Source organism: Corallococcus sp. AS-1-6 (assembly GCF_020037015.1).
In the GTDB taxonomy this organism is placed as follows: domain Bacteria; phylum Myxococcota; class Myxococcia; order Myxococcales; family Myxococcaceae; genus Corallococcus.
Window position 1 is genome coordinate 69,515 of the sequence record NZ_JAIQDE010000032.1, and the last position, 22,115, is coordinate 91,629.

The window sequence follows — 22,115 nt, forward strand, 5'->3', positions numbered from 1 at the left end:
GGGGCCGGCCTCCGCGGGGGGCACAACCCCCTGGAATCAGGGAGGGCGCGGGGGGCCGGAGGCTGGCACGCCAGACGCAATGGGTCCGGAGCACGCGGGCAGGTTCGAGGTGCAGCCAGGCCTCATCCGCGACAAGCCACATGAATATCGCCGGGCCGCAGGTCGATTGGATGCGTGGCTCGGATGGAGGCGGCGGTGAACGGAGACACCGCCGCCTTCTTGCTTTTCAGCGCTCCCCGCGCGGCGTGCGCCCCCCTGACGCGCCGGTTGACGCGCGCCCCCGTCGCCCCTCTTATCTGCCCCTCCCCTTGAGCAGGAGTTCCCGTTGGCAGGTGTCCCGGTCGAGTTGACCCCGGAGGATTTCGAGGAAGTCACCCAGAAGCCCGGAATGTGCGTCGTGGACTTCTGGGCGCCGTGGTGTGAGCCCTGCCATGCGTTCGCCCCGGTCTTCACCGAGGCCGCCGCGCGGTTCCCCGACATCACCTTCGCCCGGCTCGACGCGGAGGCCCACGAGGCCGTGGCCGAGCCGCTGGGCATCGACGCCTACCCCACCCTGGTCGCGTTCAAGGACGGCCTGGAGGTCCACCGCGTCGGCGAGGCGCTGCCCACCGAGTCCCTGGACCGGATGCTGGCCGCGCTGCGCGCCGTGGACGTGTCCGAGGAGAAGCGCCGCAAGGCGAACCGCGAGCGGACCGAGGCGGGCCAGCGCCCCTCCGGCGTCCCCGAGGGCGCCACCTGGGACGATGGCGACAGCGAGTGGTCCTTCGGCCCGAAGGACGCGAAGGGACGGCCGCACGGCACGTGGCGGTACTGGCGCGCCGACGGCACCCTCTGCAACGAATGCGTCATGGTGCAGGGCCGGCCGCACGGCCCCTTCCAGCGCTTCCACGAGGACGGCTCGGTGTCCCAGGAGGGCGCCTTCGAACAGGGCCAGCTCCACGGCCCGCGCACCTGGAGGGCCTGCGACCGCTTCACCACCGAGCGCATGCACGAAGGCGGCGTGAGCGAGCGCGTGCGCAAGACGGTGATGCACTACGACCACGGCGCCGTGCGGCGGGTGGAGCACTTCAACGGTCAGGGCCAGCGCGTGGTGCCGTCCACCGGCGAGCCCTACCCCACCCGTCCGGCCCACCTGCCCGGGGACGCGGAGCTGCGCGAGGACCTGAACCAGTGGGCCCGGGTGACGCTCAACGCGGACGGCGAGCGCCACGGCCTCACCCGCTTCTGGGACGCGCAGGGCCAACTGCTCTGGGAGGCCGAGTTCGAGGACGGACGGAGGCACGGGCGCTGCTGGTCGCGCGCGGAGGGCACCTACGCGGACTTCCGCGTCCACTTCGAGGAGGGCCGGGCGGAGGGCGACCTCGCGTGCGGCGAGTGGTCCCTGATGGACGCGCAGCGGGCGGTGGTGCTCACGCGCGACCTGGGCCGGGCGATGGACGAAGAGGCGCTGGCGCGCTCGCCGGTGTTCTCCAACCTCCCCCGGAGCGCGGAGGGCTGGCGCGAGCTGGCGAAGGAGGCCCGCGCGGACCGGCGCTACCGCGAGGCCCTGCTGGCCACGGCGCGCGCGTGCGCCACGTCGTTGGACCTCCAGCCGCTGAGGCAGGGCCTGGAGGAGCTGACGCTGCCGCGCACGAAGGACTCCGCGAGCGAGGTCGCGAACGATGTGGTGCAGGAGGCGGGACAGGCGTGGGCCCCCATGGCGGACGCGCTCATGCGCGGCGGTGAGGCGGCCACGCTGCTGCGGGCCTACGCGGTGCTGTTGGATCAGACGGACCGGCCTCGCGCGGCGCTGGACTTCCTGCACGCGGCGATGCTGCTCGCGCCGGAGCGCAAGGAGTACCTGTTCACGCGCGGCCTCATCCTGCTGAACCTGGGGGTGGCGGATCAGGTGCACCAGGACGCGGAGGGGCTCGCGGAGGTGGAGCCGGACACCGCGAGGTTCCTGGCCACGTACGCGCGGGCGTTGTTCCCCCGGTTCGACTTCTGGGCGGGACAGGAGCCTCCGCGCTGCTCCTACGACGGCCTGCCGGAGAAGCCCGCGCGGTCGCTGGAGGACATCCAACAGTTGGTGCGCAAGTACGCCACGCGGCTCCAGGCGATACGGGGCGCGCTGCTCCAGCGGTTCAAGCCCGGCGCGACGGTGTCCTGGCTGCCGCCGGACCTGTCCGCCCTGCTGGGGGAGGGGCCCGTGGAGCTGAAGCAGTACGAGGTGGAGGGGGACGAGGACGAGCAGGTGGAGGTCGACGAGACGCTCGACCTGGAGCTGGGGCTCGCGGACCTGGCGCTGATGCTGCGCGGGGACTGGAGCGCGCTGTCGTGGCTCTTGTGGTCGTGCGGCGAGACGGCGTTCCGGATGCCCACGCGCATCGCGCCGCCGGCGGACTACGGACAGGCGGCGGGGCAGGCCTCGCAGCGGCTGTGGCAGAGCCGGGACCGCAAGTTCCGGGGCAACGCCAGCACGACGAAGCCCGGACAGGGGTTCCTGTTCGAGGGCGTGGCGCTGGGCGACCTGCACCCGAACCTGGTGTCCATCGCGGAGCGGCAGTACGCGGAGACGCAAGCGATGTTCTATTGGCTCAATGACCCGGATCACGTCTCTCCGTGGCAGGGCAATCTGAGGGGCAGCTAGGCATGAATCGGATTCGTGAAACCATCGAGGTCGCGGAGCCCCTGTGGCGGGCGCTGGAGCAGATGAGCCACGACCTGGGCGTGGACCGGAATGCCCTGGTCGCCCAGGCGCTGTTCCTGCTCGCGAGACAGAACGGGTACGTGGCGCCCACGCCCGTGGCGCTCGGGGTGACGGTCGCGGGTGAGCCCGTGAGGGCACCGGCGGCGCGGGCCCCGGAGCCCGTGGTGCGGCCGGTGGAGCTCCCCGCGGCCGCCGCCGTCCCCGTGGCAGCGGTTGTCCCCGCGAAGGAGACCGTGGCCGCCGCTGTCCCCGCGAAGGAGACCGTGGCCGCCGCTCCGGCCGCCGCGGTGTCCGAACCCGTGAAGGCCCGGACCTCCGTGGACGAGGCCGCCCAGGCGCGAGCGCGCATGCAGGAGGTCCTCGCGGCGGTGGATGCGGTCGCGCAGCCCCGCGATGTGCCGGTGGCGTCCGAGGACGAGGAGGAGGCGGACGAGGAGGAAGATTCCGACGCCGACGAGGCTTCGGACGACGACGAAGCGGCCGACGACGAAGCGGCTGACGAATCCTCGGACGACGAGGAGTCCGACGAAGCGGCCGACGAGACTTCGGACGACGAAGCGGCTGACGATGCTTCGGACGACGAAGCGGCCGACGAGTCTTCGGACGACGAGGAGTCCGACGACGAATCTTCGGACGACGAGGAGTCCGACGAAGCGGCCGACGAGTCTTCGGACGACGAGGAGTCCGAGGATGAGGGCTCGGAGGACGACGGTTCCGACGCCGCAGGGGCGGCGGATGAAGCCTCCGACGACGAGGACTCTTCCAAGGCGGCGGGTTCGGACGACGAGGACGCGTCGCAGGCCTCCGAGGAGGACGACGCATTCGCGGCCGACATCGCAGCGGCGATCGGCTCCGAGGGCCTCCCTGACGACAAGGAAGCCGACGACTCCGAGCCCGAAGAAGCCAGGACGGGAGAAGAGGCCACGGGCTCCGAGGAGGACGCCGCGGCCGAAGAACCTGATGCGCGGGCCGCCTCCTCCAGCGAGGACGAAGCGCAGGACCCGGGCGCCGACGAACCCGAGGAGCAGAACCTGCCCTTCGTGGCGCCTCCGGCCACGAAGGCCCCCGCGCCCCGCAGGCAGGGCCGTGTGCTCCGGTCCGCGCCCGAAGATGACGCGCCCCCGGAGTCCCACCGGAGCCGCAAGCCCGTCCCCCGGGCTCCCGCGCGCATGGACCTGTTCGTGCGGCTGAGCCCGGACGGTGACGCCACGCGGGTGGACGTGGAGCGCTTCACGCTGGGACGCGGCCCGCAGTGCAGCCTCGTCGTGAAGTCCGGCAGGGTCTCCCGCGAGCACGCCGTCGTCACGCGCGAGGGTGCGGACTACTTCATCGAGGACCTGGGCTCGTCCAACGGGACGTGGATCAACCACCAGCGCATCAAGCGCCAGAAGATCGCGGACGGGGACACCTTCAACCTGGGGACCGAAGCCGTGTACTTCTCCCTCCAGCCCGCCGGGGACTGACGCGCTCAGGCCTTCCCCGGAGGATTCCGGATGCCCAGGGCGGAGGTGACTCCGCCCAGCACCAGCAGCCCGGCGGAGACGAGCATCGCCCGGTGGAAGCCCGCGACGTCCAGTCGCGGGCCCACGATGAGCCCCGCGAACGCGATGGCGATGAGCCCCGCGACCCGGGCGATGGCGTTGTTGATGGCCGAGCCGATGCCCGCCTGCGCCTTGTGCACGGACCCGAGCACCGCCGCCGTCAACGGCGCCACCGTCGTCGTCAGCCCCAGCCCGAACACGAGCACGCCCGGCAGCATCTGCCTCCAGAAGTCCAGCGGCGTGCCGACGCGGAGCATGAGCAGGAACCCGGCGCCCGCGACACACGGCCCCACCGCCATGAACAGGCGCGGCCCGAACCGGCCCGCGAGCCCACCGAACGTCGACGACAGCAGCAGCATGAGGACCGTCGTCGGCAACAGCGACAGCCCCGCCAGCGTCGCGCGAAAGCCGCCCACCTGCTGGAGGAACAGCGTGATGAGGAACTCGCTCAGCGCCAGCGCGCCATAGATGAACGTCGTGGCCAGGTTGCCCACCCAGAAGTTCCGCGCCCGGAAGAGCCCCAGGGGCATCATCGGGTGAGGCGAGCGCCGCTCCTGCCAGAGGAACGCGATGAACGCCGGAACGCCCACGCCCAGCGACGCCAGCACCGTGGGATGCGTCCAGCCCACCGTCCCCTGCTCAATCAGCGCGTAGACGGGACCGCCCAATCCCACGCACGCGAGCAGGGCCCCCAGCACGTCGACGCGCGCGCCCTCCGGGCGGGTGGGCTCCTCCATGCGCGCGAGCAGCGCCAGCGTCAGCCCGATGGGCAGCACGTTGATGGCGAAGATCCAACGCCAGCCCACCGTGTCCACCAGCAGTCCACCGACCAGCGGCCCCGCGATGAACGCCCCACCCGTCCAGCCGGTCCAAGCGCCAATGGCCTTCGCCTGTTCGGGGCCGGAGAAGAACGACAGGATGAGCGCCAGCGAGCCCGGCACCAGGAGCGCGCCCGTGGCCCCCTGCAGCGCACGCGCGAGCACGAGCACCGCGCCCGTCGGAGCCAGCGAGCACAGCAGCGACGTGGCCCCGAAGCCCAGCAGCCCCAGCCGCAGGATGCGCTTGCGCCCGAACACATCCGACAGGGAGCCCGCGGCCAGCATCAGCGAGCCCAGCGTGATGAGGTAGGCATCCACCACCCACTGCTGGAGGGTGAGCCCACCGCCCAGGTCCCGCACCATCGCGGGCAGCGCGACGTTGATGATCGCCCCGTCCAGGAACGTGACGAGCGAGGCGAGCACGGCGATTCCCAGGACCAGCCGCTGTGGAGGCGTCAAGGCACCCGCCGACTCCTCCCAAGGTGTGCCCCCGCGCCCGGGGAGGTCGGGACGCGCAAGGCCTTGTAGCGAGCCGCCCGCCGCGCTGTCTGCCCCGGATGCCCTGGACTTGCGGCTCATCAACACTGCCGTCCATGGACGCCAGGAGCCGAGCCCTCCCCAGGTCGCCTTGACTTACGGATTACGACGATAATATTACATAAAAAATCCAAGGAGCCGCGCATGACCGCCAGCTACATCATCGACGCCGTCCGGACCCCGCGTGGGCGCGGGAAGATGGGCAAGGGGGCCCTGACGGGACTGCATCCGCAGGAGCTGCTCGCCCAGACGCTCAACGCGCTCCAGCGGCGTGGCGGTTGGGATGCCCGGGAGGTGGGCGACGTCATCGCGGGGTGCGTGTCGCAGGTGAACGAGCAGGGCGCGAACATCGCTCGCAACGCGGTGCTCGCGGCGGGGTGGCCGCAGGACGTGTCCGCCGTGTCGCTCAACCGCTTCTGCGGCTCCGGGCTCCAGGCGGTGAACTTCGGCGCCATGGGTGTCGCGTCCGGCGCCATGGACTTCGCGGTGGCGGGCGGCGTGGAGAGCATGTCGCACCTGTCGCTGGGCGCGGACGGCGGCGGCCAGGACGGCGGCAACGTGCGGCTGCGCGAGCGCGTCTACCAGGTGCCCCAGGGCATCAGCGCGGACCTCATCGCGACGCTGGAGGGCATCACCCGCGAGGACGTGGACGCGTGGGCCCTGCGCTCGCAGCGCCAGGCGGCCCGCGCCATCGAGGAGGACCGCTTCGCGAAGGCCCTCTTCGCGGTGAAGGACCCGGCCACCGGCGCCGTGCTGCTGGAGCGCGACGAGTACCCTCGCCCGGACACCACCGCGCAGGGCCTGGCCGCGCTCAAGCCCGCGTTCGTCACCCTGGGCGAGACGGCCGTGGGCCCGAACGGTGAGACGCTGGACGGCATCGCGCTGTCCGCCTACCCGCGGGCGAAGCGCATCCAGCACGTGCACACCGCGGGCAACTCCAGCGGCATCGTGGACGGGGCCGCCGTGGTGGCGCTGGCGTCGGAGCGCTACGTGAAGGAGAAGGGGCTCAAGCCCCGCGCCCGCATCCGCGCCATGGCCACGCTGGGCACCGAGCCGCTCATCATGCTCACCGCCCCCGCGCCCGTGAGCCAGAAGGCCCTGCGCATGGCCGGGATGAAGGCCGGTGACATCGACCTGTGGGAGATCAACGAGGCCTTCGCCGCCGTCGTGCTCCAGACGACGCGCGCGCTGGGCATCGACCCGGACCGGGTGAACGTCAACGGCGGCGCCATCGCGCTGGGCCACCCGCTGGGCGCCACCGGCGCGATGCTCCTGGGCACCGCCCTGGATGAACTGGAGCGCACGGGCAAGCAGACGGCGCTCATCACCCTGTGCATCGGCGGCGGCCAGGGCATCGCCACCATCATCGAGCGCGTGTAGCGCCCGGCTTGGAATCAGACAGGCGCCCCCTGTCTGATTCCACCCCCTCGGGCCCTTACGGCAGGTACCGCCACGGCGCCGTCACGGCCGGCTGGAAGCAGTGCACGTGGGCCTTGGTGGCGCTGGGGATCTCCTGCACGACGCCAGCGCCGTAGCCCTGCGCGCGGCACCACTGGCTCACCTCCAGGCGCGAACCCGGGGTGCTGTAGTCCCCCAGGCTGGACACCGGCCCCAGGACGGACTTCTCCACGTCCGTCTGGAGCCCGGAGTTGAAGCAGCCCACCCACGGCCGGGACGTCACCTCGAACACCTGCCCCGTCGTCCAGCCCTGGCTGTTGCAGAAGCGGTGCGCCGCCGCGGTGCAGTGGGTGCTCGTCACGCCCCGCTCGTCGGTGCAGCCCGAGTGGATGCGCGCCAGCTCCTCGAACGTCACGGCCACGCTCTCATGCTGGATGGGCGCGCACGCCACCGTCAGGTCCGTGGCCGTGGACGCCACCGGCACGCCCGCCAGCGAGATGGGCGGGCGGTTGCTGACGAGCTGGACAATCGTGTCCCAGGTGTTGGTGCTGTTCGCCAGCGCGTCGCCCGCGCCCCGCTGCGCGCAGGCCCGGTGCATCGCGGACAGGCACGCCGCCGAGTTCAGCGCGCCGGTGCCCGTGCACGCGGGCGCCTGGGCGCTCATCACGAACTGGCCCGCGGAGGGCGTATGCTGGATGGCCTCCTCACGGCAGTTGGCGCCATGCGCGGTCATGCAGATGCTCCGGTTGGAGCGCGCGTGCGTGAAGATGCGCACCTCGTCGATGGCGCCCCGGAACGAGCCCTCGCCGTTCGCCGGGCAGCGCTGCGTGTCCAGGTTCGCGCCCGCGCCGATGTAGAGCGTCCCCGTGCCCAGCCGGGCCGTCCCCGGCGCGACGGGCAGCGCGCGTTTCGTGGGCACGCCGTTGAGGTACTCCTGGAAGACGCCGGTGGTGCCGTCCCACGTATAGGCCAGGTGGCTCCACTGCCCCACCGGCAGCACCGGGCTGCCGCCCAGCCGCACGCGCTGGCCGTTGACGACCAGGGAGAACTGCACCTGGTTGCTGGCCTCGTGGATGATGTCCAGCCCGCCCGCCTTCTGCATCAGGTAGCGGTAGGGATTGCCGGTGGTGCACCCCTGCTGGATGTCCGCGTCCGGCCGCACCGCGAACTCCACCGACAGGCCGCGCACGAACGCGCCCACGCCGGGCACCGTGCCGGACGGGTCCGCCAGGTTCACCGCGAGCGCGCTCCCGCCGGGCACCACCAGCGCCTTGCCCTTGCCGTGCGGCTGCCACAGCGAGTCCGGCGACGAGCGCGTCAGCGCGTTGCCCGGCGAGATGGACGCGCCCCCCACCAGCGTGCCGGTGAAGAAGCGGCCGGACAGGTCCGGCGTGCGCGTCAGGTCATACGCGCCCGCGCGAGTGACGAGCTCGTTCATGGGCAGGAAGAGCAGGTGGAAGGGGTCCATCAGCTCGCCCAGGTCCACCTCGTTGTAGTCAGCGGTGTTGCTGCCGAAGAGGGCCAGCACGTCGTGCGTCTTCGTGACAGGCAGGTAGTGCGCGGCGTTGCTCTGCCCGGGCGGGAAGCTCTGTGACGGCAGGCGCTCCTGCTCGAAGTTCCACATGGGCCCCGAATAGAAGAGGTGCGCGATGTCCATGCGGTCCGTGTTGATGGCCCCGTCGATGTGGTACGCGGTCCAGTTCGTGTCCGCGCCCACCAGGCTCACCGCCTCGCGCCTCGCGCCGTCCGTGTACGTGACGGCGATGTAGAGGAGGTTGCGGCCCTCGTGGTCCACCCACGCGTAGGCGCCGCGCACGAGCGCGCCAGAAGCCGTGTCGCCGAAGTCCTCGCCCGTCGCCGCCTTCAGCCGCTTCCACGCCAGCGGGTAGCGCTTCACGCCCGCGTTCGGGTCGTTGAACATCATCGACAGCGGGCGCGGGTTGCTCCAGCCCGTGGCCGCGCACGGCGTGGGGTTGTACGCGTACATCATGTGGTCGATGCCGCCGGTGTTCGCGGGCGCGCCCTGGTAGATGAGCAGCCGGCCGTCGGACGTCATCGTGGGCTCGATGCCGCGAATCGTGGCGCCGGTGACCGTGCGCAGCGTCTCCAGCGGGCCGGTGGTGAACGACGCGATGTCCGCCGCCGTCGTGAAGGGCTGCGACACGCGGAGGTCCGTGGTGCGCCGCCGGAAGACGTTGTCCCCGTTGAACATCATCGAGTCGAAGAGGAACGGCTGGTACACCGCCACGCCGCTCGACAGCGCGTAGGGCTGGGCGGGGTTCGTGAAGCAGAACGCCAGCGCGTTCTCCCCGTTGCGCACGGTCGTCGTCTTGCCCGCGGAGAAGGCCCCCGCGAACGACGGCTTGCCGGCCGCGTCGTACGTCACCGCCTCCGGGCGGAACACGCGGGCAATCCACGTGGTCGTCGTGGTCGCGTGGTCCTCGCCGATGTTGCCCACGAAGATGCGCCCGTCCACCGTGGACGAGTGCCCGTTCGCCCCGAAGGGCGTCCCGATGCGCGTGTTCACCAGCGACGGCCGGCCCTCCGCGAACACCCCCACGGGCATGCCCGCGAGCCCTATCCCGAGCATCACACCCATGGCCCCACTAAGTGACTTTTTCATGGAAATAAGGTTAAGCCATTCTGCCCTCCCCGGTCTAAGGGGGGCGGGTTCCCGCTCCCTGTCGGGGCCGGACACACCTCTTGAGGAAGACGATGGCGACGAGAGCCGGAGAGACGCTGTGGGCGCTGGCGGCGGTGCTGGGGTTGACGGCCTGTGGCGGGGGCGCCGCGCCCGCGCAGGACGCGATGCTGACGACGCCGGTGGTGGCGGAGCGGGAGCAGTCCGCCACGGCGGCGCCGGTGGGGCAGACGGTGTGGCTGAAGGCGTGCGCGACGCAGAAGTTCGTGTCGGCGGACCGGAACCTGGGGACCACCGCGCCGCTCGTCGCCAACCGGGACAGCGCGCAGGGGTGGGAGCAGTTCCAGGTGGCGGACGCGGGCAATGACTTCATCTCGCTGCGCGTGGTGGAGACGGGCCTGTACGTGTCCGCGGATCCGAACGCGGGCGGCCAGGTGACGGGCTTCCGCACGGCGGTGGGCGACTGGGAGCGCTTCACCTGGGTGCCCTTCCCGGACGGCAGCGTGGGCCTGCGCGCCAAGAGCACCGGGCAGTACGTGTCCGCGGACGTGAACCAGGGCGCCAGCGCGCCGCTGTACGCCAACCGCGCCACGGCCGGCTGCTGGGAGTCGTTCTCCTTTGGCGTCGTGGGCGGGGCCGAGGACCGCTGGGTGCAGATCTGGAGCGACGAGTTCGACGGCACCAGCGTCAACACGGCCAACTGGACGCCCAACACGACCGTGCACGTGAACAGCGAGCAGCAGCAGTACACGAACTCCAGCGACAACATCTCCGTGAGCAACGGCACGCTGAAGCTCACCGCGCGCCTGCAGTGGAACAACGGCTACCCGTTCACCTCCGGCCGGCTGGAGAGCGCGGGCAAGCGCGAGTTCAGCCACGGCCGCATCGAGGCGCGCATCAAGCTGCCGGTGGGCGCGGGCCTGTGGCCGGCGTTCTGGATGCTGGGCAATGACATCAACTCCGTGGGCTGGCCCGCGTGCGGGGAGCTCGACATCATGGAGAACGTCGGCTACGGCGACTGGGTGTCCGGGGCGCTGCACGGCCCGGGCTACAGCGGCAACACGCCCATCAACGGCCGCTTCTACCCGTCGTCCAGCGTGAGCAACTGGCACGTGTACCGCACGGAGTACTCGTCCTCGGACATCAAGTGGTACATCGACGGGGTGCTGGTGAAGACCACCACGCGCACCGAGGTGCAGCGCTACGGCGCGTGGGCGTACGACAAGCCCCTCTTCATCATCCTCAACCTCGCGGTGGGCGGCGGCTATCCCTTCGGCGTGAATGGCGCCTCCACGCCGTACTACGGCGTGCCGCAGTCCACGGTGGACCTGGTGCGCAACGCGCCGCAGACCATGGAAGTGGACTGGGTGCGCGCCTACCAGTGGCGGTAGGCTGAAGGGCATGACGCTCCCGCCCCTCCTCCTGCTGGCTGACAGCGCTCCGCTGTTCTGGCGCGTGGAGGGGCGCCCCTTCCTGGACTACGTGCGTGTGCACACCGGCGCGGAGCTGCGCGTGCCGCCGGTGAAGGCCGCGTACCTGGGCGCGTCCAACGGCGACGAGCCGGCGTTCTTCGACATCTTCGTCGCGGCCATGGAGGGCATTGGCATCACGCGCTGCCGGAGCATCCCGGCCGCGCCGTCCGGCGAGGACCTGGCGTGGCTGAAGGACGCCGACGTCATCCTCCTGGCGGGCGGAGACCCGCGCGTGGGCTGGGACGCGTTCCAGGCCCACGGCGTGGACGGGGTCCTGCGCGAGCGGCATCAGGCCGGCGCCGTGCTGATGGGCGTGTCCGCCGGGGCCATGCACCTGGGCCTGGGCGCGTGGTGCGAGGACCTGCCCGGCGAAGGCGAGCCCTTCCCGGTGCTGGGCCTGGTGCCCTACCTCATCGGCGTGCACGAGCCCTCCGAGTGGCCCGGCCTCAAGCTCGCCGTGCGGCGCATGGGGCTGCCCACGCGGGGGCTGGGCATCCCGCGGGGGGGCGGTGTGCTCCTGCACGCGGACGGGAGCGTGGAGCCGGTGCGGCAGACCGTGGTGGACGTGACGGTGGACGTGGAGGGGCGGCTGCACGAATCGCTGCTCATGCCTCCGGCCACGCCGTACCGGGGCGAGTCCCCCGAAGCGCCGGTGGACCGGCGGACGCTCCAGTAGCGGGCCCCCTTTCGAGGAACGGCGATGGCGACGAGCACGTACAGGGCGGTGACGGCGTGGGCGCTGGTGGCGGGGCTGACGGCGTGCGCGGGGGCGCCGAAGCGCTCGGAAGCGGTGGCGGGCGCGGAGGGCGGCTGGGTCCGGGTGTGGAGTGACGAGTTCGACGGCACGCGGGTGGACCCAAGCAACTGGCGCATCCAGACCGACGTGCACGTGAACAACGAGCAGCAGCAGTACACGGCGTCACCGGACAACGTGTCGGTGAGCGGCGGCACGTTGAAGCTCACGGCGCGGATGCAGACGGCCAACGGGTATCCGTTCACGTCGGGCCGGGTGGAAAGCGCGGGCAAGCGGGAGTTCAAGCACGGCCGCGTCGAGGCGCGCATCAAGCTGCCGGTGGGCGTGGGCCTGTGGCCGGCGTTCTGGATGCTGGGCCATGACATCCACACGGCGGGGTGGCCGGCGTGTGGGGAGCTCGACATCATGGAGAACGTCGGTTACGGCGACTGGGTGTCCGTCGCGTTGCATGGGCCGGGCTACAGCGGCGACACGCCCATCAACGGCCGCTTCTTCCCGCGCACGCCGGTGAGCGACTGGCACGAGTACGGCGTGGAGACCTCCCCGGAGGCCATCCACTGGTACATCGATGGGGAGCGCGTGAAGACGTCCACGCGCGAGGAGGTGGAGCGCCACGGCGCCTGGGCCTACGACAAGCCCCTCTTCATCATCTTCAACTTCGCGGTGGGCGGCGGCTACCCGGAGGGCGTGAACAAGACGAAGGAGCCCTACTTCGGCGTGCCACAGGCCACGGTGGACCTGGTGCGCGACTCGCCGCAGACGATGGAAGTGGACTGGGTGCGCGTCTCACAGAAGCGCAAGAGCAAGGACACGAACTAGGCCCCCGCCTCCACCGCAGACCATGTGGACCATCGCCAGGAGGCCCCTGCACGACTTGAGCATCCATCTCATGGAGTGGAGATCAAGCGCGGCGCTTGCCCCGCCTTGTTCTGCGGCAATCCCAATGCAGGCTGCCTCAGGACGAAGTAGCCCAGAAGCAGATGCTCAATGGACATGAGCAAGTACCGGAACTCCTCGCCACTCACCGAAGCCCCCTCATGAACCGCGGCGTTGCCATGCGTAATCACGTTCACGAGACGTTCATGGTGGTGGGTAGTGATGAAGCCCCGGTTGTGGAGTTCGTAGAGTCGCCGGCGTAGGTTGCCATCAACGTCCACGCCATCCCGCACCACTTGTTCGAGCAGCATACGAAGGCCTGCCATCCCGAGCGGCGAGGGCCCATTGTCGGCCAGGGCATAGACATCAGTGAGCATCCCTTGGATGCGCGCAGGCAGGTCCTCTATCCAGGCGGGTCGAGGCCACGAGGGGGTGGCGGACAACGAGAGAGAGCGGTGTTCAGCGGCCATGTGGCGTGTGCCTCCGTGAATCGGAACGCGGCGAAATTAGGCCTCTGCACGTCCTGCCTCAACGCGAGCCCAATTGGACTCCAATTGGATTCATGGAACAGTTGGAACGGCTCGTACCAGGAGGGTTCAGTGGGTTGGCTTGAGGAGTTCGTCAAGGAAACCAAGGGTATTGGCAAGGTGAGCTGGGCCAAGGTGTCCCGTGACCTGCGACGCGAACCGTCCTGGAAGGGACTGCGCATCAGCGAAGGTTCGCTGGCGACCTACCTGGGGGCCTTCGACCAGGGCAAGAACCTCCACCTGCTCGGCACGAATCCCCGGCTGCGTGCGCTGCTCGTGGAGTACCTGCAGGTGGCCGAAGAGGACTTCCAGGAGCGCTTGGAAAGTCTCCAGCGGACACGCCCTTCCCAGCAGCACTCCTTCAGACTTTGGGATGCCAACACCCGCCCCCTCAACCTGGGGCAGGAATCCTTGCCAGCCGCGTTTCCCGACGAGGTGCTCGATACCCGGTCCTGGGCCGGGTCGCCCATCCTCTGGAGGGCACGAAACGGCTCGGGCCGGACGCTCGTCGGAGAGTGGCTTGAAGCCCAGGGGAAAGCCCTGTTCATCAGGGCTGAGAGCTGGAACGAAGCCCGGCGAAAGCTTCCCAGGACGGGCCGAGCCTTCATCGAGCTGAAGTCTCCAATGGGTCTCTTGGGCGTGGACACACGGCCAAGCGGCATCGACCTTTGCGTCGCGGTCGACGGGCTCCCAGATGACGCCCACCCTGACTCCCCTTTCCAGGAGGCGCCGCAAGAAGAGTCCCGGCCCAGTAACATCTGGACCATCGTCAGCTCGCCCGCGGTGGAGGAGTGGCTTGAGTCCTTGGTGTTCTGGATCGAGGAGCGAAGGGCTGATGAAGAAGCGTTTGACCCCAGGTCCTGTCTGGATTGGCTTCGCAAGGACATTCTTCCCCTGGGACTCATCGATGGGTTTGAGACCGCAGTGGGGTTCGTAGGGGTGTACGCGGAGTTCAGGAGACAGCTCCAGAGCAAGAAGACCACCACCCAGGTGGACCTCGCCCGGTACTTCCTGCGAATCAGGGGCCGTCACATCCCGGAGCGCGATACCTCGCTCGACATTGCCAGCCTCTGGACCTTCTTGTCCGGCATGGCACACCGCCTCCTGGTGCATGGTGAAGAACCGTGGTTCCAAGCAAGGCCGCTCGACGAGTGGCGCACAATCGTGCGGGACGGGCCTGCAGCGTCCGATGTCATTGACTGGCTCTCGGATGCGTCCGTGCAGAAACTGCTGAAGTTGGCGCCTCGCGACATCAACAAGGCAGTCGAAGCCCTCCCACCACAAGCGTTCCAAAGGGTCAAAACGCTCCAGCAGCTTTTCCTCTTGAGAGAGCAGCAGCCCGGCTTGTATGCACTCCGCCCATCATGGGTGTTCGAGACCGTGCTTGGGCAAAGCGCGGATGCACTGCTGCAAGAGGAAGCGGAAACATGGGGAGAAGCGCTACTGCACGCCCATGGCGCGAACTTCGTATTCGACAAACTCCTGTTCCGTTGCCAAGGCGGCGACTTCGACCCCATCCGTCGTCTGTTGGCCCACCAGGACCGTCGTTCACCCGCCTGGACGGCCGCGCTGGAAAGCAGCTTCGTGGCACTCGGGTTGACGTTGTTGGAGGGAGGCGGAACGCCCGAGGCGCTTCATGTCGAGGTTTTCGATCTGCAGCAATCTCTCACGTCCGAACTCAACGGGATTCCCCTCCCGCGCACCTTCCGCAGGGATGGACTTCAATCGCCGCTGTTGAGTCATGGCTACTGGATTCTCGCGGCGCATGCGCTGACCGAGGAGCGCTCACCCTCGCGAGCCGCCGCGCACCCTGTGCTCGATCCTTGGAATCATGCCTTTCCGGCCAACGTGCACCTCAATGAGTTGATCCTGAGTTGGCAGGAGATCATTGAACGCCCGCACAGTGAGGAGATTAAACTCAGGGTCATCGAACTTTATGGGCGCCTGCTCCGTCGCAGGAGCACGCCGCCATCACAGCTTCTGCATTTTCAAATCCCCGAGTTCCTACTCACCGTTTATCAATCGAACGAACTGAACTTGCAGCATGTAAAGATACTCAGCAAGCTCAAGGGATTGGTCCAAATCATCCGCCCGTACTTTCAGCGCCGGGGACAGGAGTGGGAATCTTTCGCACGCGCGCTCTGGCGTGTTTGGCTTGACTCCTCGGAGGAACTTCCTCGCGCACTGCAACCTGGGCCGCGGTCGGCGGACCTCTGGTCACTTATCCCGGCGGAGGCAATGCAGGACGAGCGCCTCTCGAACTGGCTGAGTGGCACAAGTGTTCCTTTCGAACTCTTCAGGGATGATCAATGGGTCGCCTTCCTTCGATACTGGCCGCGAAGGATGCACCCAGGCTTCGATCTCGACCCGGGATATCCGTGGCAAGCCATGCCCGAGTCCTTCATGCGAAGGGCGCTGCTGGATGAGGTTCTCAGAGAAGGGCATCAAGACCACGAGGCCCGCAGAGCCATCTGGAAGAAGGCGCCGTCTGTCGCGAGAGACGGACTCCGCGATTACGTCCAGCGGGGGAAATGGACCTCTGCCCTGGGGCTCGCAAGGGCAGCCCCAGCAGAGGAGACACCAAGCGTTATCGCTATGATTCGCAAAGGCATCACCCAGCCCGATGTTCCCAATGAGGCGTTCATTTCTTGGCTGCATCACCTCATCAACCTGAGGGTCCCAGGGTGGAAGGAAGCATGGGCGCTGCGCTGCGATATCGAGGAGGGAGCGAAAGACTCCTGACGTCCTCCCTCCAACGGGGGATGGTTCGCACCGCGACCGGGTTCCTAGGGTGTTCCTCCTCGGGAGGAACAAGCCATGGCGGTCACGGTGGTGGTGGTATCGGGGCCCATCGGCGCGGGGAAGACGACCCTCGCGCAGGGGCTCGCGCGGCGGTTCGGCGCGCTGCATCTCCACTCGGAGGATTTGCTGCGGAAGCACGGCGGTGCGGGTTCCCGGTGCTCGCACCAGGACCGGAGCCTCACGCTGGACCGCGAGACGGGTGGGCGCTGGCTGGCGGAGGGAGTGCTCACCGCCCTGCATGCACACGGGCCGGGCGCGTCTGGCCGAACGTCCAGGCTGCTCATCGTGGATGCCGCGAGCAGTGAGGCCCAGTTGGACGGCCTGCGAGGAAGCCCGGGGCTTCGCGTCGTGCACGTCCATCTGGTCACGCCCGAGCCGACGCAGGCCTTGCGCTACGCGGAGCGGCGCTCGCGCGCCATGCATGAGCACGAAGCGCCATCCCCTGTCGAAGTGGCCGGGCCCTGCGAGGAACATCGGTGCGCGGCGTATCAGGACAGCTTCGAGGTGGCCTGGGCGCATCCCGCGGAACGCGCGGTGCACGCGCTGGCCTCGGCGGCGGAGCTCGTGGTCGACACGGCGCGGACACCGCCCGACGCGGTGCTCGTGCGGGTGGCCAGCCGGCTCGGTCTTTATGGGCGGACGGGTGAACGGCTCGTGGACCTCGTGGTCCCAGGGGCCCATGACGGCGTGGACACACGTCCCCTCATGGCGCAGCTCGCGCCTCACTACGCCGTGCTGTTTCGAATGGACGGACCAGACCCGAGTCCCTCCCGCGAAGAACTGGAGGACGCCTTCGCCCGGGGGCACCGCGTGCTGATTGAAAGCGCCGGTCCCTCCGCCAGCGGCTGCATCCAGGCGGTGGGCATCGCGCCGGGACGGGTGCGGCGGGTCGTCCTGGCGTGCCGCTCGGAAGGCCTTGCGTTCGACTGGGTGCGGCTGCGCGAAGCAGCCACCCTCAACGCCCCCACGGACCTGGCCGTCACGCTCGCGGGGGAGCTGACCCGGAGCAACTGGAACGCACGGCGCTTCGACCAGCTCACCGACGCGGCCCGTCATCACCTGGAGGAGCTCGAGCGCGTCGCGGGTGCCCCCGTGTCCTTCCTCGCCCCCTCGCCCGAGGCGCGCCACCTCATCGAGCGGCGGCCGTGGTGAAGCCGGCGCGCACGAAGCTCCGAAACCTTTTCTGATTCTCCGGGTTGGTGTGTCCGTACAGCAGCACCCGTCCCCGGAGCCCGCGTGCCCCTCCCCTTTCCCACCCCGAGCCGATGGCTGCTGCCCGGGCTGCTGCTGCTCGGGTTCGCGACCCCGGCCGTGGCCATGCCCCCGGGCCCCGGCACCTTCTGCGCCGAGTACCCCACCGCGCCCGCCTGCCAGGGCACCCAGCCCGCCTGCACGTACTGCCACGTGGCCCCGCCCCAGCGGAACGGCTACGGCGCCGCGCTGGAGCCGCACCTCGCCCCCGGCAGGCCGCGCCCGCTCTCCGAGGCGGACTTCGCCGCCGCCCTCCCCGCCGCGCTGCGCGCCATCGCCACCGAGGACACCGACGGCGACGGCGCCCCCAACCAGTTCGAGGTCGAGCAGGGCTCGCTGCCCGGTGACGCCACCAGCGTCCCGCCCAGCGGCATCTGCGGCGGCGGAGAGAACCCCCAGTTCAAGGTCTGCCAGTACGACCCGCGCTTCGCGTACCGCCGCATGCTCAGCGACTTCTGCGGCACGTCCCCCACCTACGCCCAGGGGGTCACCTTCCTGGAGTTGGGCAGCGAGGAGAAGCAGCGCGCCTTCATCGACCAGGAGCTGGACCGCTGCCTCCAGTCCGACTTCTGGCGCGGCAAGCACGGGCAGCTCTGGAAGGTGGCCCACCCCAAGATCCGCCCCGTCGGCTCCATCAAGTCCGGCGAGGACGCGGGCATCATCCCGTTGGCGGACTACTACGACGACTACGCCCTCTTCACCTGGTCCCAGACGGACGACCACGACGCGCGCGACGTGCTCACCGCCAGCTTCTACGTGAAGCGCTCGGGCTCGGGCCCCACCACGTACACGGCCACCAACAGCCTGTCCTCCCAGTTCGTGGAGGCCTCGCGCCGCGCCGGCAACATGACGAGCGCGTGGACGCTGACCTCCTTCGTCATGTTCACCGCGCTGCCGCGCAACGCCGCGTCGCAGATGTACCGCGCGTACCTGGGCCTGGACATCGCGAAGCAGGAGGGCCTGCACAGCGTCCCCAACGAGCCGCGCGACTACGACGCCAAGGGCGTCCAGGCGCCCCAGTGCGCCGCGTGCCACGCAACGTTGGATCCGCTGTCGTACCCGTACCGCAACTACAACGGCCTGGGCGGGCAGCCCAACCGCTACATCCCCAACCGGCTGGAGCTGCTGTTCCCCAACGAAGTGGCCACGCTGAAGAATACGCCCGAGCAGGGCGTCATCCTGGGCCAGCCCGTGAGCAACCTCACGGAGTGGGCCCGGGTCGCCGCCAACAGCGACGCCTTCGCCATCTCCACCGTCACGGACTACTGGAAGCTGCTCGTCGGCCACGCGCCCCTGCCGGAGGAGAACGAGGAGTTCGTCCGCACCTGGCAGGCCTTCCGCACGACGCACGCGTACCGCGTGCAGAAGATGCTTCACGACCTCATCCGCACGGAGGCCTACGGTGCGCCCTGAACGCCTGCTGTTGACCTGTCTCTTGCTCACGGGCTGCTCCGACAAGATTCCCACCGCCGTCGACCTGGGACCGGACGCGAACCCCGGGGTGACGCCTGGATGGGACGGCGGCGTCGCGAAGTCCCAGAAGGGAAACCTGCGCTTCAAGGGCCCCGAGCGCCTGTCGCTCGACCTGGCCCAGGCGCTGGAGCTGCCCGCGTCTTCCGTGTGCAACGAGCTGGGCCAGTACCCCTGCCAGACCGTGCACGGCGTGGCGCTGGGCGGCGTGGACCCCTACCAGCACAGCGTCTACGAGACCGCCCCCGTCACGGGCGCCACCACGCCCATCGCCGTGGAGCGCACCGTTCTCTCCGCGTGCAACGCGCGCATCGCGCTGGACGTGAACACGCCCGCCGCCGCGGTGGTGTTCAAGGACGTGGTCCTCACCGCGGACGGCAAGCTGGCGGACTCCGCGAGCCCCGCGGTCGCCACGGCGGTGACCTCCCTGGTGCGCCGCGCGTGGCTGCGGGATCCGACCCGGGGCGAGCGGGACACGCTGGTGCGCCTTTACGACCAGGTGCAGGCCACGAGCGCCGCCACGCCGGGTGTCGCGTGGATGCAGGCCGTGTGTCTCGCCGTCTTCTCTTCCGCCGAAGCCGTCTTCTACTGAGGAACCCTCCCCATGACCCTCAAGACCACGGGCCGGCTGTCGCGCCGGGAGCTGCTGCGGGCACTGTCACTCTGCGCGGCGGGCACCACGCTCGCGCCCTTCCTCTCCGGCTGCCGGGACTCGCTCCAGACGCCCGAGTCCCTGGAGAAGCTGGGCCGCAAGCGCGACGCGCTCGACGGCAAGCCGAAGTTCCTCATCGTCATCGGGGCGGCGGGGGGCGCGTCCATCGTGGACAGCTTCCTCGCGGTCCGCCAGTCCGAGTCCGCCAACGCCGCCGCGCTCAACACCTTCCCGGACGCGCAGGTGCAGGGCGTGACGGACAGTCCCTTCCGCGCGGTGAAGTACAGCAACTCGCGCCTGGGCAGCATCAACATCCCGGTCAACACCGACCAGTTGGCGTTCGTGAAGAAGCACGCGAGCGAGATGCTCGTAGCCACCTCCGTGGGCACGTCCGTGAACCACGGCATCGCGCAGAAGCGCTCGCTGACCGGCAACGGCGCGTGGCGGGGCCGCACGCTCCAGGAGGCCGTCGCGCTCCAGTGGGGAGGCGGCATGCCGCTGCCCAACGTCAACATGGGCACGGGCGGCTACGCCGAGCGAGGCACCGACGACAGCCTGCCCCTGTCCTGCTTCGGCGAGCCCGTGGTCAACCCGTCCCTGTGGCCCCTGGGCCTGGATGGCTCGCGAGGCATCGCCGGAGCGCCGTCGAAGGACGTCCTCACGCTGGCGCGGAGCACGCGGGACGCCCTGGACCAGAAGTCCATCTTCGGCCGCACCTTCCAGGACAGCGGCGCGCTGAGGCGCTGGAGCGAACAGCGAGGCGTGCAGCAGCCGAAGCTGGAGGCGATGGACCTCATCACGAAGCTCAACATCCTCCCGGACCTGCCCTCCATTCCGCTGACGAAATACGGGCTGGAGAGCTCGCCGGACGGGGCGCGGCTGCGCGAGGTGTTCCCCGGCTTCTTCACGGACCCCGTGCAGGGTCAGGCGGCGCTCGCGTTCCTGCTGCTCAAGTACCGGGTGTCCGTGTCGGTGACATTGGGGCCGGACTTCAACGTCGCGGTGGGCGGGCCCAACGGCATCGCCAATCCGCCGCTCGCGTTCGACATCAGCCACAACGACCACCGGGGAGGACAGGCCTTCATGTGGGCGCGCATCCTGTCCACGGTGGACTCGTTGATCACGCTGCTCAAGGCGGAGCCGTTCGACGCGGGCTCGGGTGAATCCATGTGGGACCGCACGCTCATCTACGTGGCCACGGAGTTCGGCCGCACGCGCCCGCGCCCCTCCGGCGCCACGGAGTTCGGTTCGGGCCACGACCTCAACAATGGCTTCCTGTTGCTGTCGCCCATGGTGAAGGGAAACACCGTGCTGGGAGGCGTGGATCCAAACACCACCCTCACCTACGGCTTCGACGCACGCACCGGCGCCCCCCAGCCAGGCAAGGTGACGTCCAACGAGCCGGACATCTTCTCCGGCGTCCTCACCGCCATGGGCGCGGACCTGAGCGGCAGCGGTCTACCGGACGCGAGCGCCTTCAAGCGGGGATGAAGCCTCCCCGGTCCGGGGCCGTCCGAACGGGAAAGCCGCCAGAAGCACTACCCCATCAGGTCGACAGCATTTCAAAGGCAACCACCCAGTGATCCGAATTTCTCCGCGAAGACCTGCTCATCGCGGAGCGCGGCGGAGTCAGAGCCGTCGTGCGCGCACGGACACCACAGCCTGGGCCTACCGATAGAGCCACTCACCAAGGCAAGGAGTCCGGAAAACCAGTCCACCGAACCCAGGCGGGCTCAGTCCATACGTACGCAATCCTCAAGGTAGAACTCGAACCGAGACGTCCGCCCGGGACCGGTTGCCTCAAAACCTGTCCGACAGTCGGACAGGTTTTCGCCGCCCGCGGTCCAGGGTCGCGCGGGCTCGGCAGAGGCGCGACGTTGTGCGTGCGCGAACACGAAGGTGGGGCGAGTTCCGAGGCGCCCCCCTGGTCTCGGTTCCCTCAAAACCCGTCCGACAGTCGGACCTGTTTCCACTTCATAGGGCCCGAGACCGCGCTGGCCCGACAGGTAGGTGACGTAGTGCCTGCGCGCATATCAAGGTGAGGCCAGGGACCGAGGCACCCTCCTGGGACCGGTTGCCGCAAAACCTGTCCGACTGTCGGGCCGGCTTTCACTGCATGGGCCCGAGGCCGCGCCGGTCGGGCAGGTGCGTGACGTCGTACGTGCGCGCGTACCAAGGTGAGGCCATGGACCGAGGCGCTCGCCCCGGACCGGGTGCCGCAAAACCTGCCCGACCGTCGGACCAGGTGCTGCTGCATGGGGCCCGAGGCAGTGCCAGTCCGGAAGGTGCATGAGGTCATACGTGAGCGGATTCCAAGGCGAGGCCACGGGCCGAAGCGCCCGCCCAGGAACGGTTGCCTCAAAACCTGTTCAACAGTCGGACCGGTTTCCGCCGCATGGAACCGAGGCCGGGCTGGACCGATGCGGGCGTGACGCCGTGCGTGCGCGACCACCAAGGTGGGGCACGGACAGATGCGCCCGCCCGGGACCGGGTGCCCCAAAACCCTTCCGACAGTGGGGTCGGTTTCCACTGCATGGGGCCCGAACCAATGCCAGTCCTCCAGGTGCATGACGTCACACGTGCGCGGACTCCAAGGCGAGGCCATGAACCGAGGCGCCCGCCCGGGGCCGGTTGCCTCAAAACCTGTCCGACAGTCGGACAGGTTTTCGCCTCCCGCCGCCCGGGGG

The 22,115-nt window shown here is 69.4% G+C and carries 14 protein-coding genes; 11 read left to right on the plus strand and 3 right to left on the minus strand.

The window, feature by feature from the left end:
• Window positions 1-325: 325 nt before the first annotated feature.
• Both K8612_RS33085 and K8612_RS33090 read left to right on the plus strand, forming a co-directional pair.
• Window positions 326-2,629, plus strand: coding sequence for a thioredoxin domain-containing protein (locus K8612_RS33085; protein WP_223765156.1), 2,304 nt, complete (start codon window positions 326-328; stop codon window positions 2,627-2,629).
• 2 nt (window positions 2,630-2,631) lie between these two features.
• Window positions 2,632-4,152, plus strand: a complete 1,521-nt coding sequence (locus K8612_RS33090) for an FHA domain-containing protein (protein ID WP_223765157.1) — start codon at window positions 2,632-2,634, stop codon at window positions 4,150-4,152.
• 5 nt (window positions 4,153-4,157) lie between these two features.
• Here K8612_RS33090 and K8612_RS33095 read toward each other — a convergent pair whose 3' ends face one another.
• Window positions 4,158-5,507 (minus strand): MFS transporter, encoded by a 1,350-nt coding sequence (locus K8612_RS33095; protein ID WP_223765158.1) that lies wholly within the window; start codon window positions 5,505-5,507, stop codon window positions 4,158-4,160.
• 222 nt (window positions 5,508-5,729) lie between these two features.
• On the opposite strand from K8612_RS33095, the gene K8612_RS33100 reads away from it, so the two are divergent.
• Window positions 5,730-6,965, plus strand: coding sequence for an acetyl-CoA C-acetyltransferase (locus tag K8612_RS33100; RefSeq protein WP_223765159.1), 1,236 nt, complete (start codon window positions 5,730-5,732; stop codon window positions 6,963-6,965).
• A 55-nt stretch (window positions 6,966-7,020) separates the two neighbouring features.
• On the opposite strand, the gene K8612_RS33105 is transcribed toward K8612_RS33100, so the two are convergent.
• Window positions 7,021-9,582 (minus strand): LamG domain-containing protein, encoded by a 2,562-nt coding sequence (locus tag K8612_RS33105; RefSeq protein ID WP_223765160.1) that lies wholly within the window; start codon window positions 9,580-9,582, stop codon window positions 7,021-7,023.
• A gap of 116 nt (window positions 9,583-9,698) precedes the next feature.
• On the opposite strand from K8612_RS33105, the gene K8612_RS33110 reads away from it, so the two are divergent.
• From K8612_RS33110 to K8612_RS33120, 3 genes are read left to right on the plus strand one after another with little or no spacing between them, the layout of a single operon-like run.
• Window positions 9,699-11,015, plus strand: coding sequence for a family 16 glycosylhydrolase (locus K8612_RS33110; protein WP_223765161.1), 1,317 nt, complete (start codon window positions 9,699-9,701; stop codon window positions 11,013-11,015).
• 10 nt (window positions 11,016-11,025) lie between these two features.
• Entirely contained in the window at window positions 11,026-11,772 is a 747-nt protein-coding gene (locus K8612_RS33115; RefSeq protein WP_223765162.1) for a Type 1 glutamine amidotransferase-like domain-containing protein, read from the plus strand.
• Between the two features lie 24 nt (window positions 11,773-11,796).
• A complete protein-coding gene (locus K8612_RS33120; protein WP_223765163.1) occupies window positions 11,797-12,669 on the plus strand; it encodes a family 16 glycosylhydrolase in 873 nt (290 codons plus the stop codon).
• 68 nt (window positions 12,670-12,737) lie between these two features.
• Here K8612_RS33120 and K8612_RS33125 read toward each other — a convergent pair whose 3' ends face one another.
• Window positions 12,738-13,196, minus strand: a complete 459-nt coding sequence (locus K8612_RS33125; RefSeq protein WP_223765164.1) for a DUF4145 domain-containing protein — start codon at window positions 13,194-13,196, stop codon at window positions 12,738-12,740.
• 129 nt (window positions 13,197-13,325) lie between these two features.
• On the opposite strand from K8612_RS33125, the gene K8612_RS33130 reads away from it, so the two are divergent.
• The 5 genes from K8612_RS33130 (at window position 13,326) to K8612_RS33150 (ending at window position 20,919) form a co-directional block, all read left to right on the plus strand.
• Window positions 13,326-15,995 (plus strand): hypothetical protein, encoded by a 2,670-nt coding sequence (locus K8612_RS33130; RefSeq protein WP_223765165.1) that lies wholly within the window; start codon window positions 13,326-13,328, stop codon window positions 15,993-15,995.
• Between the two features lie 75 nt (window positions 15,996-16,070).
• Window positions 16,071-17,207 carry an AAA family ATPase gene (locus K8612_RS33135; protein ID WP_223765166.1) on the plus strand — a complete coding sequence of 379 codons (1,137 nt, stop codon included), beginning with the start codon at window positions 16,071-16,073 and terminating at the stop codon, window positions 17,205-17,207.
• Between the two features lie 84 nt (window positions 17,208-17,291).
• The gene (locus K8612_RS33140; RefSeq protein ID WP_223765167.1) at window positions 17,292-18,719 is read left to right on the plus strand and encodes a hypothetical protein; all 1,428 of its coding nucleotides are present in this window, start codon (window positions 17,292-17,294) and stop codon (window positions 18,717-18,719) included.
• Entirely contained in the window at window positions 18,709-19,368 is a 660-nt protein-coding gene (locus K8612_RS33145; RefSeq protein ID WP_223765168.1) for a hypothetical protein, read from the plus strand. Before K8612_RS33140 ends, K8612_RS33145 begins: the two co-directional genes overlap by 11 nt.
• 12 nt (window positions 19,369-19,380) lie before the next feature.
• Window positions 19,381-20,919: a hypothetical protein gene (locus tag K8612_RS33150; protein WP_223743428.1), complete on the plus strand. Its 1,539-nt coding sequence runs from the start codon at window positions 19,381-19,383 to the stop codon at window positions 20,917-20,919.
• The last annotated feature ends 1,196 nt before the right edge of the window (window positions 20,920-22,115 follow it).